The sequence below is a fragment of the Streptococcus oralis genome, from assembly GCF_024399415.1.
Lineage (GTDB): Bacteria > Bacillota > Bacilli > Lactobacillales > Streptococcaceae > Streptococcus > Streptococcus oralis_CS.
On record NZ_CP029257.1, the window covers coordinates 1,784,927 to 1,798,649 of the forward strand.

The window sequence follows — 13,723 nt, forward strand, 5'->3', positions numbered from 1 at the left end:
CTTTAAAACAGGCCAAATAAGTGCATCATTGGAAACACAATCAGCATGCTGTCAAAGCGATCCAACACACCGCCATGTCCAGGGATAAATTTGCCAGAATCCTTGACACCGAAATGGCGTTTCATGGCACTCTCAATCAAGTCACCAAACTGACCTGCCACACTGAAGAAGGCAGCAAAGAGACTCATTCTATAAATCCCATAAGGAAGAGCAACTGTACTGTCCACTAGCATGAAGATTACCGTTATCAGTACCGCACCTAGAATGCCCCCGACAAAGCCCTCAATACTCTTATTAGGAGAAACTCTCGGAGCCAACTTATGTTTACCAAAATTCATCCCTGTCAGGTAGGCTGCGCTATCTGTCGCCCAAACGATAAAAAGAGCCAGAAGGACCTTATCAAAACCTGCCACCCGAGCATCTAGTAAGGCATTGAAGCCAAAACCAACATAAAAACTCACAGCAATTGGAAAAGCGGCATCTTCAATCGTATAGTTTTTACTGAAAACGGTCGTCCCTAGCATTATGGTAATCAAAACACTGTAGGCAACCACATTCCCATCAACAGGCAAAAAAGTTAGGTAGTTTTCTAAAGGGACTGTGAGGGCAAAAGTCGCAAAGAGAGTCAAAGCACCCTCAATGGTCATAGTCTTTAGTCCCTTCATGTGCAAGAGTTCATGGACGCCTAGCATTGCTAACAAGCCAATCCCTATCTGCAACAAGAGCCCTCCCGCAAACAAGACTGGAAGGAAAATCGCCAGGGCCAATACCGCAAACAATGTTCTCTTTTGTAAATCCTTGGTCATATCTTCTCCTAAACTCCTCCAAAACGGCGATTGCGATGGTTAAAAGCAGCAATAGCTTCCTGCAAGGCGGCTTCATCAAAATCAGGCCACAAGGTATCCGTAAAGTAAAGCTCGCTATAAGCTGCTTGCCATGGCAAGAAATTACTTAAACGCAACTCACCACTCGTACGGATAATCAAATCAGGATCCCGCAAATCCTTTGGCAGGTGTTGCGTGAAAAGATAGTCCCCAATCATATCTTCTGTGATGTCACCAGGGTTTATTTTAGCATCTAGAACATCTTGAGCCAAGCCCTTAAGAGCCTGCGTAATTTCAGCACGGCCACCATAGTTAAGCGCAAAATTGAGAATCAAGCCCGTATTGTTCTTAGTCAATTCCTCTGCTTTTTTCAAAGCTTCAAAAGTCTGCTTAGGCAAACGGTCTGTCTCCCCAATCATCTGAATCTTAACGTTATTTGCGTGCAATTCAGGGACGTAGTTATCATAAAATTCGACTGGCAAATTCATGATAAACTTGACTTCTTGATCTGGGCGCGTCCAATTTTCCGTTGAAAAGGCATAAACCGTGATGACCTTAACTCCCATCTTGTTAGCTGCCTTGGTTACCTTTTGGAGGGCTTCCATTCCCGCCTTATGACCAAAAACCCGTGGTTGCATCCGTTTTTTAGCCCAACGACCATTCCCATCCATGATGATGCCAATATGAGCAGGAACCTGTGTTGGAACCTCGACTTCTACAGCTTTATCTTTCTTAAAAAATCCAAACATGATCTTATTCCTATTCAAAAATCTATCGTTTCATTATACCATATTTCCCTATTTTCTTCTATTGCTAAGTTATTAGCTCTCCGTACAGACAAAAAATAAGCCGCCTGATTGGGCGACTTAATTTTATAGGGAGATTATTATGAAAAAGTTTTAGGAGTTTAAGTTAAGTTCCTCTTAACTTATGAACCTAGTATACCGTCCCTAACTTAAATTTTTCTTAAGTTTTTTGAGAAAGTCAGATTTTTCCATTTTTCTTGCCAATTTTTCTTGGACAAGCGTTCTTGATAGAGCTTCATTCGGTCTTCATTATCTAGGAAATGAGGAGTTGGGGATACCTTAAAATTCAAAATATCCTCTATACCATAGGGCGCAAAGAGCTCTAAAGTTGCGTCGGCATGCAAGCGAAGCCCTATCGCCGTACAGCGTTCAGGATACTTACTCATAGCATCACGAGAACTCGTGTAAGGCGCAGTGTGGGGACTGTGCTGATGCATATAGACCTGATTTTTCAACTCCCACTGATAGTGAGGGAAATCTTCTCTCAGTTTTTTCTCTAGGGATACTGTTTCCTCATAAGAAACATCTGGATCAAAGAAAATCACATCCACATCCGTCTCACTATCAAAAGGCGATTTATCAGACAAGAGATTCCAGATGAAATTCCTGACAGAACCTGCTGCCAACCACGAGTCTTTCAAATCAAGGTCACGAATGATGGTCAGAATAGTCATCATATCTGGATTTTCTCTAAAAACCTCTAAAAAATCTTGCTCATTTTTCACTGTATTCATAACCTAAATGCTCATATGCCTTAGCAGTTGCCACCCGTCCAGAACGAGTTCGCATGATGAAACCTTTCTGGATGAGGTAAGGTTCGTACATATCTTCGACCGTCTCGCGCTCCTCGGCAATATTAACGGAGAGAGTACCTAATCCGACAGGACCACCACCGTACATCTCAATCATGGTGCGAAGGATTTTCTGGTCCACATAGTCCAAACCTTCATGGTCTACATCTAACATGGTCAAAGCCTTATTGGTAATGACATCATCGATAACCCCATTTCCCATAATCTGGGCAAAGTCGCGCACGCGCTTGAGGAGACGATTGGCGATACGAGGAGTTCCACGACTACGTAAGGCCAGCTCAGTAGCTGCCTCATGAGTGATTTCCATCTCAAAAATATCTGCTGTCCGCTCAACAATCTCCGTCAAGTCAGCATGGGCATAGTATTCCATATGACCCGTAATCCCAAAACGTGCTCGTAGAGGATTAGAAAGCATCCCCGCACGTGTCGTCGCACCAATCAAGGTGAATGGTGGCAAGTCCAAATGAACACTGCGACTGCCTTCACCAGCACCAATCATGATATCAATGTAGAAGTCCTCCATGGCACTGTAAAGCACCTCTTCCACCGACATGGGCAGGCGATGAATCTCGTCAATAAAGAGAACGTCTCCAGGCTCCAAATCATTCAAAATCGCTACCAAGTCACCTGCTTTTTCAATGACAGGACCAGACGTTTGCTTGAGATTGACTCCCAGTTCATTGGCAATGACAAAGGCCATGGTCGTTTTCCCCAAACCTGGAGGCCCAAATAAGAGCACATGGTCCAGCGCTTCATCCCGCATTTTGGCAGCTTCGATAAAGATTTGCAGCTGGTCCTTGACCTTATCCTGCCCGATATATTCACGTAAATACTGGGGACGGAGGGTACGTTCTACCAACTCCTCATCCCCCATGATCTCATTATCTAAAATTCTACTCATGGCTCTATTATATCAAAAATCCAAGCCACAAACAAAAAAGCCACCTGATTGGGTGGCCTCTTTAGGGAGATTATTATGAAAAAGAAAAGTTTAGGATTTCATTAAATAAAGGGTACTCAATGAAAATCGAAATCAGACTAGGCAGATAGACGCAAGCATAACTATAGTTAGCTAAGTCGACTCTAACGAAGGTTGATGAGATTTTCGAAGAGTATTAGGAGGTCTTTATTTAATGATTATATAATACACAAGGAGACTTAAAATTCCCTTAATTTTTAAATCAATCACTAACAATTTTCTTTAACAGCTGTTTGACCTGCAATACGTCCAAAAGTAAAGATATCCGTAAGCGAATTTCCTCCTAGACGGTTACCTGCATGGAGTCCACCTGCGACTTCTCCGGCAGCATACAAACCAGGGATAATCTGACCGTTTTCATTCAAAACGTGTGTTGAAGTATCAATCTTGAGTCCACCCATTGTATGGTGAACGGCCGGTTTTCTCGGTGTTGCGTAAAATGGCGCAACCTCACACTTGAGATCAAAACTACCTTTATTAAATTCAGGATCAAAACCTGCATCTACATAGGAATTGTAATTCTTAATCGTTTCCACTAGAACTTGTGGATCCACACCAATCTGAACCGCCAACTCTTCTATCGTATCTGCACGATAAAGAGTACCTGCTTTGACTTGGGCATCGATTTTTTCTTGGCTAGTATTGTAGGCAGTTTCCTTGATACGTTCATCTGCGATTAGATAGAACAAGCCTCCATTATCAATCGCCGCTTGAGATAGCTTGTCTCGGCTACCGTACTCATCTACAAAGCGCTTCCCTTCAGTATTTACCATGATGAAGTTTGCTGGAGGAACTTGAAGTCCTGAGAAAAGAGCTCCTGTCACTGGATCGGATACTGGCATCATTTGACTAAAGCCCATACCCACTAAATCTGCACCTACACTTTGCCCTAAAAGAATACCATCTCCTGTTACAGCTGGTGTATTAGATGTAGCAATATCATCTGCAATTTCAGTCCAGTAGGTATTGTATTTTTGTAGCATCTTTGTATTGGCACCAAATCCTCCAGAAGCTAGAACAACGGCATCTGCATTGACAATGATGGTTTGACCGTTTCGACCTTCTGCTCTGACACCCTTGACAGCCCCGTCTTTTACAAGCAATTCTTTAACTGGAGAATCTGTCAAAATCTTGCCACCATGTTCTAGAACATATTTTTGTAGGACGGATATAAAGGCATACCCCATTGGTTGAACCGGCTTATGGCCACGACGCCAAAGGGCTCCAACTGGCATTGTCACTTCACTACGAACAAATTCAACACCGATGTCTTCCAACCAACGAACAGACTCTAGGGCTCGTTCGGTTAATACAGAAACCAAATCGTATTGGCCATGAATTTCATTTCCTTGTAAATCTTTTCGTTTCCCACCGATATAGGTTTGGATACGATAGAGCAAGGTAGAATCGAACAAATAGCTCGGGTTCTGCAAATACTGTTCAACCTCAACTTTCAAGGCTCTAAAGTCCTCTAAATATTCTGAATCAATCGTTGATTCATCTGTCGCAATCAATTCTTGAAGCGTATGTGCCTCACCTGGATGAGCTGTGAAGGTTCCTTGCCATGCTGGATCTGGTGCATTCATTGGACCACCTGCACGAACAGTATTTCCTCCAATTGCAGGAAATTTCTCAACAATAATCGGCTTCTTCCCAGCTTGTAAGACTGCAGCCGCTGCAGCTAAACCAGCTCCTCCACCTCCGACGACGACAACGTCTGCCTGATAGGTTTTATCTTCTTTATCTAGAGCAGATGGTGCTTTTGAACGTTTCCGTAAAACATCTGGATTTGCACCAGCTTGTTTGACTGCGCGCGCAACTCCGTCCAAGACACCATTTGAAGTCACAGAAGCTCCTGACACCGCATCAACGTTTAAGGTCTGTCCCTCAATGATTTCCGCTGGGATACGGGTAAAGACGACATCTGCGATTCCTGAAGATTCTCCAGAAGAATCGATTTCGATTTTTTCAATACGATCCTCAGAAACCGTTACATCCATCGGTAATTTACCATTATGGCCTTCAGTTGTAACATGGTAAGTCCCCGGTTCAAAGCGGACTTCTTCAGGAAGGTTTAGTTGGTTTGCAACAGATACAAAGCGAAGGAAGCGATAAAAACAACTATCTAGGAAATCAACGGTTCGCTCATCAATCAAATCTCCATTATCATCAAATGCTCGATGAGCTCGACCAAGTAAAAACTCACTACCTGGCATAACTGTTGCATTTACCCCAGGAGCATCCAGAATCTGACGAAGATGAAGTTGGGCACGTGAGGAACCTTGAATATCGTAAGAAGCTCCGACAATCATTGTCGGCTTTCCGTCTAGTGGATGAATGTTAAAAGACAACCACTCGAGCAAGCTATTCAAACTTGATGGAATTGTATGATTGTGCTCGGGTGTCGAGATAATAACACCATCAGCTTCTGAAATAGCTTGATTAAACTTCTGAATAATAGGTGTATCTGTTTGATCATCTGTTTCATTGAACATTGGTACATCTGTTATCTCTAAAATCTCAATATCCGCTTTCTGAGCAAAATGTCTTTTCATAAATTGCAACAGGTTGCGATTATAGGATTTTTTTGCATTAGTCCCAACAATAGCTACTAATTTCATGGATTGTTCTCCTTTCTTGAAATACTTATGCTTTCAACCATTCTTCCCAAATGAAAGATTTCTTACGATTTGTATCTTCTGGTTTGACCAAAGCCTTTGTTAGTTCAACAAAATTTTGAAACTCTGAAAAATGTTCTTCTAGTTCTGCAACCTTTTCAGGATTGTTCAAATGACACTCATCATCTAGGACTTGCTCAGAATGACCTAGAAAGAACTCTGTACCCGGCATAACTCTCGCTTTAAGCTCCGGCGCATCTAAAATCTGGCGTAAATGTGCCTGCGCTCTAGAGGTTCCAAGCAAACCGAGAGAAGCACCAACAATCATCGTTGGTTTGTTAACCAAAGCACGACTGGTATAAGCAATCCACTCCAAAGCAGAGGCCAAAGGTGCTGGTATCGTGTGGTCGTACTCAGGTGTTGAAATAATCACACCATCTGCAGCAAGAATTTTTTCTGAAAAAGCTTGAACTTCAGCTGGCGCTAGCTTATCCTCAGGTTCGTTAAAGGCTGGCAATTGTTTGATTTCCAATACCTCAATGTCGGCTTTATCCGAAAAGTGCTTTTGCATAAATTTCAAGAGTTTCCGATTGGTTGAGCGATCTGAATTGGTTCCAACGATAGCAACTAGTTTCATCTTGGTACCCCTTTCATTTATTTAATCTACTTTCATTATACTACTTTAGAAAATCTTGTAAATCCTTGATAATAAAGACCGTGTTATTCTATCAGATTATCGTACTTTAGTACAAGTTCGTGAAAAAATTAACAAAATATCTTCGTAAACTATTGACCGGCTTCCTTAACTATGATATAGTCTTGGTGAAAAAATATACATTTAAGGAGGATGTTTTTATGAAAGAGACATTCAATCGTTGGCGGATTTTAGTCACGTCTACAGCCATTCTTCTTTGCACAGGTGCCGTCTATTCCTTTTCTGTTTTTGCCGGACCACTTAGCAGTTCAACAAGCTGGTCCATGTCTGATATTATGTTAGCATTTGCTATCAACTCTGCAATCGGCCCTATTCCCATGATTCTAGGAGGTTATTTAGTTGACAAAGGTTATGTAAAATGGACTATCTCCCTAGGCGCTCTCCTATTTGCTAGCGGATTTTACTTAACCGGCTATGCCAATTCACCAGCCATGCTTTATTTGACCTATGGATTAATGGCCGGGCTTGGTCAAGGTTTTGCCTATTCGGGTGCCCTCTCCAATTCACTTCGCCTCTTCCCTGATAAACGTGGCTTAGCCTCTGGAATTCTGACAGGCGGCATGGGATTTGCCGCAGTCATCGCTTCTCCAGTCGCAAGCAATCTCATTCAAAAACAAGATGCCTTCTTTGCTTTTCGTACAATTGGGCTAGTCTATATTGTTGTTATCATCTGTGCAATTTTCTTTATCAAGGCAGCTCCAAGTGGCTACCAACCAGCAGGCTGGAAAGCTCCAGTACAAACTAAGCAAGGACCTACTAATAAAAACTGGAAACAAATGCTACAAAGTCCTCTGTTTTACATTATCATTAGCATGTTCTTTGTTGGCGCCTTTTCTGGTTTGATGATTGCCTCTCAAGCATCACCAATCGGTCAATCAATGTTTGGACTCTCTGCAGGCACTGCAGCTCTCTATGTCTCTCTTTATTCAATCGCAAACTCTAGTGGTCGTTTTATCTGGGGATCACTTTCTGATAAAATCGGCCGTTCAAAGACCTTATTGATTATTTATTCTGTCATTGTCCTAGCTTTATTCTCCCTAACAATCGTTCCTGGTCAACTCGGGTTTACCTTAGGGATTATAGGGCTTGGTATCTGCTTTGGTGGTGTTATGGGGGTCTTCCCATCTATCGTCATGGAAAATTACGGTCCTGCAAATCAAGGGGTCAACTACGGTATCGTCTTCACTGGATATTCTTTAGCAGCATTTTTCGCTCCCAAAGTCGCTGTTCAAATGGCAATGGCTAATAATGGAAATTATAGTGTAGCTTTTTATGTTGCTATCGCTTTGGCCTTCATTGGACTTATGCTTACTATTTTTTATATGAAAAAGAAAGCTTAAAACTCGAAAACTTCCTAGATAAGGAAGTTTTTTTGGTATAATAAAAGTAGTAATAGAATATTGGGAGGATTTACCATGGCAGACCGTTCACGTTTCTTACGAGATAACCCATCTGACTTCCCATATGATTTTGAAAAACAAATCCTATCCAAAACGTCTCCTGACACAATCTATCATTGTCATCCTGAGCTAGAGATTATTTATGTTACAAAGGGTTCTGCCATCGTTCATATCAACTCAGAACGCTTTGAAAGTCGTGAAGGAGATATTTTTCTTATCCAACCGACCTCTCTCCATGCTATCTATTCTCACAAAGATCAAGAACTATTTTCTACCAGCTTTCGAATTCATCTAGATTATCTTGGTAGAAGTCAAATTGACAGCTTTAGCCAACGCTATATCCAACCCCTCCACTCTGGTCACTTTTGCCTCACTCCTCAAATATCACCAGGCGATAAGGCCTATGATCAAATTCAATCCTGCCTTCTTTCCCTCTTTTCTATCCTTGAAGAAAAAGGCATATACTACGATCTACTCATAAAATCTAAACTATACGAATTGCTTCATCTTCTCTTTAAGTATAGATATGTCAATCGACACTATACAGATGATACCTACCAAAAATACCAAAAACTAAAAGAAGTGATTTGCTACCTTGAACAGCATTACTCAGAACCCATTCATATTGAGCAACTAGCTGCAACATTTGGATATAGTAAAAATCACTTTATGAGTATTTTCAAGCAACATACTGGAGCCAGTTGTATGGACTACCTGCTCCAGTTACGTCTTGAGAAATCCTGTGAGAAACTCGTCCAAACCAACCTCAGTATTCAAGAAATTGCAAGCCAGGTCGGTTTCACCAACCTTTCAAACTTCAACCGTCAATTTAAGCAACACTATCACCTAACACCTAGACAGTATCGAAACCAACAACTTAAAAAGAAAACATAATTCTTTCTCCTTAGTCTTTTCTAAGGAGTTTTTTCAAACAAAAAAGCCACCTGATTGGGTGGCCTCTTTAGGGAGATTATTATGAAAAAGAAAAGTTTAGGATTTCATTAAATAAAGGGTACTCAATGAAAATCGAAATCAGACTAGGCAGATAGACGCAAGCATAACTATAGTTAGCTAAGTCGACTCTAACGAAGATTGATGAGATTTTCGAAGAGTATTAGGAGGTCTTTATTTAATGATTATATGATACAAGATGAATCTTAAAGCTAACTTAACTTTTTCTCTGATTTATTATTTTTTAAAAAATTTTTTTCAAATGGATTTTTCCTCCCCAAGTCATAAAAAAGCCACCTGATTGGGTGACTTCTTTAGGAGATTATGATGAAAAAGAAAAGTTTGGGATTTCATTAAATAAAGGGTACTCAATGAAAATCGAAATCAGACTAGGCAGATAGGCGCAAGCATAACTATAGTTAGCTAAGTCGACTCTAACGAAGGTTGATGAGATTTTCGAAGAGTATTAGGAGGTCTTTATTTAATAACTATATGATACAAGAGGATACTTAAACTTTACTTAAGAAAAAATATTTTTTTATCTTTTTCGATCCACCCAAATCATTCCTGTACAGTCATAAGTAGATAAGGCTTCAAATCCCAGAGATCGATAGAATCCCAAGGTTTTTTCTGTCTGATCGGTCACTAGTTGGACTTGATAGGCATCTTTGTAATCACCTAAAGCCTCTTTCATCAAGTCGCTACCAATCCCTTGGCGTTGATAGCTAGGCAAAACGATCAAATCCTGGACAAAAATCGATGAAAAACCATCTCCGACTAAACGGACCAAGCCCACCACGGCATCGCCATCAAGTGCTAGATAAATTGCTAATGAGTTAGATAAGGCCTTCTCCAACATCTGAGGTTGATGTGTATAATTTGTCCAACCAACAGCCTGATAGAGATGCAAAACATCCTCTAGCTTGACGATTTCTTGCCTTCTAATAGTCATCATCTCAATACCTCTCAGAATTCTCTCAAGCTCTTGTGCTGCCGTCCATCTTTATAAAAGTTTTCAGGAGACAGCCATGCTTCCAAACGGGATTTGACTTGAGGCCAGTCCTTATCAATCATAGCTAGCCAATCCGTATCACGTGTACGTCCCTTATAAACGACTGCCTGACGGAAGGTTCCTTCATAGACAAAGCCCAAACGCTCCGCAGCTCGTCTGGATGGCAGATTAAGAGCATCGCATTTCCACTCATAGCGACGATAGTTAAGCTCCTCAAAAACATAGCGAGCTAGGAGATATTGAGCCTCTGTCCCTATACGTGTTCCCCTGAGTTCTGGAGAAAAAGTGACAGCTCCCACTTCTATTACTCGGTTATTCTGGTCAATGCGCATGAGAGAAAAAGTCCCCAAGGCCTTACCAGTCACCTTGTCTATAATCACGTAGTAAAAACGGTCCTTACGAGCCAACATCTGATTTAAAAGGCTAACCAGTTCCTCCATATCTGCCACTGGTTCCTGAAAGAGGTAGGTCCACATCTCCCGAGGAGTACCTGGACCATAAACAGCTAATAAATCCTCCGCATGCTTTTCCACCGAAAGATCCTCTATCCGAGCATAACGCCCTTCTAAGAAATCAATAGCAGGCAATTCACCAGATGTATAACCTTCCATTGACTCACCAATCATCTGACCATATTCATTTACTGGCATCGTTTTTCTCCTTGTTTTACTCTGAAAATACTATATCATAAATTACTCTAAATGGAAACTAGCACTCTCCTCAAACCTCATCCTCAACACTACATTAGTGATTCGTTTTCTTTCTTTTATCTTCTAAGGCTTGATTAATTCGTTGGGTGAGCTTGTGAGTTTGCCAGATCTGGTACAACCATATCAGTCCATAAATTAATAAGAAAAAGAACCAAAGCAAGGGACTCAACAATGCCGAACCCCAGCCAAAAAATAGGTAGGTCAATACTAAAATAGTAGCTGTCGCTAACAAATGAACTCCTACACGCATACTATAAGCAAGAAACTCTAGCCTTTCAAGGATTAAAGTCAATACCCCCATAATTCCACTCATCAAAAACAAAGCTAGAATATTTTTTGTCGTTGGTGCGGGATAGGTAATACCTGAATAAAACTGAGCCAATAACACCAAACTCAAATAAACAAAGGAGGCCGTACGCATTCCTGATACAAAATAAGCAATCAATCGCTTCATGATTTTCTCCTATAAACCTAGATAATCCATTAAGGACTTAACGTATTTCCGACTCACACTCGATTTGAGACCCCGAGTCATTTTAGCCATCATGTTCCCTGAAAAGCTATCCGATAATGACTCTAAATGGTCAATGTTTATAACTGAATGACGCGATATCTGTATAAAGTTACGTCGATTAATTCGATTCTGAAAGTTTGTCAATGTTTCCTTAGTTTTATAAATCCCATCTACCGTATAAATGGTCAATAAATTCTTATCGATATCTGCTAGAATAAGATCCTCAATTTTCACCATAACCAGATGATCATCCGTTCGAATAGGAATAACCACATGATTAGTCGTTGAAAATTGTTCTAAATACTCCATGACCTCTCTTGCTTGGTCGGTTAACTGAGCCGCCTGAATTAAAATGTGTGGGTCTTTTTCTGAAAACTCTGTCTTCATTTCAAAACGAATCTTCATTTTCTCTCCAATACATCTTTATTTTCTCTTGCTAAACACTTTAACAAATAACATCCAAAGAAGAATAGCGACGAGACTGATAATAACCACTATAAAGTATGTTTCTTCCTTTGTCAATAGTTCTTGCCAGTTGATTTGGATTCCCATTTTTTCTTGAAATTCCTGTAACAGACCGCTATTTCCTGTAAATGTGGTCTCTAATGGCTCTTTCATTAAGACTTGTCGATAGAGAGAAGCAATATAAGTTGCAGGGGTACACTTCGTGATAATCTGTGCAAAATCAGGTAATACTCCAATAGGGACATAAGTTCCTACTAAAAATCCAGAAGCAGTCCCCACTATCGTTGCCAGTTTACCAAGACTATCTACAGATTGAAAACGGTAAATCAAGAGAACATTTACCAAACTTGAAAGCAGACTGCTTAATAACATAATCAAAGCGATTTCCGGTAAATGACTGATAACTGGACTTTCTTTAAAATAAAGGCTCATAACAGCAAACATAAACACCTGCATGACAAAAGAAATGATAATACTGCTGATTAGATAGGACGCCTGTAAGCCCCAGCTACCTAAATCTGTCAAGAAGAGATCTTGATCTACTTGATTTTCACGATCCTGTACCATTTGTGTAAGAGCCGTAAAACTGGTTGTAATCCCAGTCACAGCCAAGGTCCCACCCATCAGCCAGTTATTTAAAAGGTTCGTACTATTAGGGAGTTGGGACCAAGAATCCGTCAAATTCTTCTGCAAAAAAATGATATAAAGGAGGAAGGAAATCAATGCCCCCAATAATGAGAAAAATACTCCCGAACGATTACGAAAATATAAGATAAAATTCCGTTTCAATAAAGCTAACATTAGCGAACCTCTCTTCCTGTAAGTGCAATAAAGGCATCATCCATAGTACCCGGACGAAACTCAAAAGAATCAATTTCTTCTCGAACTTTTGCCAAATATTCAATGGCTTCCTGTGACGTCCTTGGATAAAAAAGATATTCCATCTCATTTTCTTCCTCGACTGTCATTCCAGTCTGTCGCAATTTTTCTAGATCCTTCATTTCCTTAAAACGAATTTTTAGGATATTAGATGCATACTGGCTTTTAATAGCAGTCGCAGAACCTTGCGCAATCACTTTCCCATGATCAACGATATAGATCTGATCCGCTTCATCTGCTTCATCCAGATAATGAGTCGTTAAGATAATAGTCATCCCTTCATCCTTTTGTAGTCGATACAGTAGATCCCAGATGGATTTGCGAGTTTGAATATCAAGACCTGTCGTTGGTTCATCCAAGAAAAGAATATCTGGTCGCGAAAGAAGAGCACGCGCAATATCAACCCGACGTTTTTGCCCACCTGACAAAGTCCCATATAGTTGTTTCTGGAAAGCAGTCAAACCCAGTTGATGAATCAAATCATCCACACGACTTGCCGCAATCTCCTTATATTGTTGAGCACGAATCGTGAGATTTTCCCTAACCGTCAACATCTCATCCAGTACACTAGCTTGAAAAACCACTCCGATTTTCGTATTTGGCGCATATCGAATCTGACCTTGTGTCGGCTTTTTCAAACCGATTAACATGGAAATGGTGGTTGATTTCCCTGCACCATTGGGTCCCAAAATAGCATTGAAACTTCCTTTTTCAAACTCTAACTGAATATCATCGACAGCCATATGATTGCCATACTGTTTAGTCAAATGTTTAGCTTGTAAAATCATATTTTTTCCTCCTCTTAACCACACTAGTTTAACAAAAAGAATGAAAGAAAAATCGACTTTTGAGATAAGCAGTTAAAATGAAAGGCCAAGTGGTAAAATAATGGGGGTTAAATTAAAGTAGAGCAGGCTCGTTTTTCTCCTATCGAATCACTAGAGGAAGTTTAAAATCACTTACAACCATACATTATATTTTTAAACCTGCGCTATAAAAGAGGCATTTTATAGCATCCGGCAGAAAAATCCAAGAGTC

14 protein-coding genes are annotated in these 13,723 nt (G+C 40.5%); 2 read left to right on the forward strand and 12 right to left on the reverse strand.

Features of this window, described 5'->3' with window-relative positions; all coding sequences use genetic code 11:
- Positions 1–2: 2 nt before the first annotated feature.
- The 6 genes from DG474_RS08495 to DG474_RS08520 all read right to left on the reverse strand — a co-directional run bounded on the left by DG474_RS08495 (position 3) and on the right by DG474_RS08520 (position 6,676).
- Positions 3–806 (reverse strand): phosphatidate cytidylyltransferase, encoded by an 804-nt coding sequence (locus DG474_RS08495; protein ID WP_000159119.1) that lies wholly within the window; start codon positions 804–806, stop codon positions 3–5.
- A gap of 8 nt (positions 807–814) precedes the next feature.
- Positions 815–1,573, reverse strand: coding sequence for an undecaprenyl pyrophosphate synthase (uppS, locus tag DG474_RS08500; RefSeq protein WP_049520812.1), 759 nt, complete (start codon positions 1,571–1,573; stop codon positions 815–817).
- A gap of 206 nt (positions 1,574–1,779) precedes the next feature.
- Entirely contained in the window at positions 1,780–2,364 is a 585-nt protein-coding gene (locus tag DG474_RS08505) for a nucleotidyltransferase family protein (RefSeq protein ID WP_255778094.1), read from the reverse strand.
- Positions 2,345–3,343 (reverse strand): Holliday junction branch migration DNA helicase RuvB, encoded by a 999-nt coding sequence (gene ruvB / locus DG474_RS08510; RefSeq protein WP_009013571.1) that lies wholly within the window; start codon positions 3,341–3,343, stop codon positions 2,345–2,347. The genes DG474_RS08505 and ruvB overlap by 20 nt, the downstream gene beginning before the upstream one ends.
- A gap of 287 nt (positions 3,344–3,630) precedes the next feature.
- Positions 3,631–6,042, reverse strand: a complete 2,412-nt coding sequence (locus DG474_RS08515; protein ID WP_255778095.1) for a flavocytochrome c — start codon at positions 6,040–6,042, stop codon at positions 3,631–3,633.
- A gap of 25 nt (positions 6,043–6,067) precedes the next feature.
- Positions 6,068–6,676 (reverse strand): NADPH-dependent FMN reductase, encoded by a 609-nt coding sequence (locus tag DG474_RS08520; RefSeq protein ID WP_049478933.1) that lies wholly within the window; start codon positions 6,674–6,676, stop codon positions 6,068–6,070.
- Between the two features lie 218 nt (positions 6,677–6,894).
- Between DG474_RS08520 and DG474_RS08525 the strand changes: the two genes are divergently transcribed.
- Both DG474_RS08525 and DG474_RS08530 read left to right on the forward strand, forming a co-directional pair.
- Positions 6,895–8,094, forward strand: a complete 1,200-nt coding sequence (locus tag DG474_RS08525; RefSeq protein ID WP_255778096.1) for an L-lactate MFS transporter — start codon at positions 6,895–6,897, stop codon at positions 8,092–8,094.
- A 75-nt stretch (positions 8,095–8,169) separates the two neighbouring features.
- On the forward strand, positions 8,170–9,048 hold the full coding sequence (locus tag DG474_RS08530; protein WP_000785201.1) for an AraC family transcriptional regulator: 879 nt from the start codon (positions 8,170–8,172) through the stop codon (positions 9,046–9,048).
- A 595-nt stretch (positions 9,049–9,643) separates the two neighbouring features.
- Here DG474_RS08530 and DG474_RS08535 read toward each other — a convergent pair.
- From DG474_RS08535 to DG474_RS08560, 6 genes are all read right to left on the reverse strand, one after another.
- Entirely contained in the window at positions 9,644–10,060 is a 417-nt protein-coding gene (locus DG474_RS08535) for a GNAT family N-acetyltransferase (protein WP_125388609.1), read from the reverse strand.
- A gap of 11 nt (positions 10,061–10,071) precedes the next feature.
- Positions 10,072–10,767: a GNAT family N-acetyltransferase gene (locus tag DG474_RS08540; protein ID WP_216728603.1), complete on the reverse strand. Its 696-nt coding sequence runs from the start codon at positions 10,765–10,767 to the stop codon at positions 10,072–10,074.
- Between the two features lie 94 nt (positions 10,768–10,861).
- On the reverse strand, positions 10,862–11,281 hold the full coding sequence (locus DG474_RS08545) for a DUF3021 domain-containing protein (RefSeq protein ID WP_000825486.1): 420 nt from the start codon (positions 11,279–11,281) through the stop codon (positions 10,862–10,864).
- 9 nt (positions 11,282–11,290) lie between these two features.
- Positions 11,291–11,746, reverse strand: a complete 456-nt coding sequence (locus DG474_RS08550; protein ID WP_216728604.1) for a LytTR family DNA-binding domain-containing protein — start codon at positions 11,744–11,746, stop codon at positions 11,291–11,293.
- An 18-nt stretch (positions 11,747–11,764) separates the two neighbouring features.
- Complete coding sequence (locus DG474_RS08555; RefSeq protein ID WP_255778097.1) at positions 11,765–12,607, reverse strand: ABC transporter permease; 843 nt, start codon at positions 12,605–12,607, stop codon at positions 11,765–11,767.
- On the reverse strand, positions 12,607–13,473 hold the full coding sequence (locus tag DG474_RS08560; RefSeq protein WP_255778098.1) for an ABC transporter ATP-binding protein: 867 nt from the start codon (positions 13,471–13,473) through the stop codon (positions 12,607–12,609). The genes DG474_RS08555 and DG474_RS08560 overlap by 1 nt, the downstream gene beginning before the upstream one ends.
- Positions 13,474–13,723: the final 250 nt, after the last annotated feature.

Bases quoted from the DNA above. Each gene is read 5' to 3' on its own strand.
- DG474_RS08530 (WP_000785201.1), top strand. From the start codon at position 8,170: ATGGCAGACCGTTCACGTTTCTTACGAGATAACCCATCTGACTTCCCA.
- DG474_RS08535 (WP_125388609.1), bottom strand. From the start codon at position 10,060: ATGATGACTATTAGAAGGCAAGAAATCGTCAAGCTAGAGGATGTTTTG.
- DG474_RS08505 (WP_255778094.1), bottom strand. From the start codon at position 2,364: ATGAATACAGTGAAAAATGAGCAAGATTTTTTAGAGGTTTTTAGAGAA.
- DG474_RS08520 (WP_049478933.1), bottom strand. From the start codon at position 6,676: ATGAAACTAGTTGCTATCGTTGGAACCAATTCAGATCGCTCAACCAAT.
- DG474_RS08495 (WP_000159119.1), bottom strand. From the start codon at position 806: ATGACCAAGGATTTACAAAAGAGAACATTGTTTGCGGTATTGGCCCTG.
- ruvB (WP_009013571.1), bottom strand. From the start codon at position 3,343: ATGAGTAGAATTTTAGATAATGAGATCATGGGGGATGAGGAGTTGGTA.
- DG474_RS08515 (WP_255778095.1), bottom strand. From the start codon at position 6,042: ATGAAATTAGTAGCTATTGTTGGGACTAATGCAAAAAAATCCTATAAT.
- uppS (WP_049520812.1), bottom strand. From the start codon at position 1,573: ATGTTTGGATTTTTTAAGAAAGATAAAGCTGTAGAAGTCGAGGTTCCA.
- DG474_RS08560 (WP_255778098.1), bottom strand. From the start codon at position 13,473: ATGATTTTACAAGCTAAACATTTGACTAAACAGTATGGCAATCATATG.
- DG474_RS08525 (WP_255778096.1), top strand. From the start codon at position 6,895: ATGAAAGAGACATTCAATCGTTGGCGGATTTTAGTCACGTCTACAGCC.
- DG474_RS08555 (WP_255778097.1), bottom strand. From the start codon at position 12,607: ATGTTAGCTTTATTGAAACGGAATTTTATCTTATATTTTCGTAATCGT.
- DG474_RS08540 (WP_216728603.1), bottom strand. From the start codon at position 10,767: ATGCCAGTAAATGAATATGGTCAGATGATTGGTGAGTCAATGGAAGGT.
- DG474_RS08545 (WP_000825486.1), bottom strand. From the start codon at position 11,281: ATGAAGCGATTGATTGCTTATTTTGTATCAGGAATGCGTACGGCCTCC.
- DG474_RS08550 (WP_216728604.1), bottom strand. From the start codon at position 11,746: ATGAAGATTCGTTTTGAAATGAAGACAGAGTTTTCAGAAAAAGACCCA.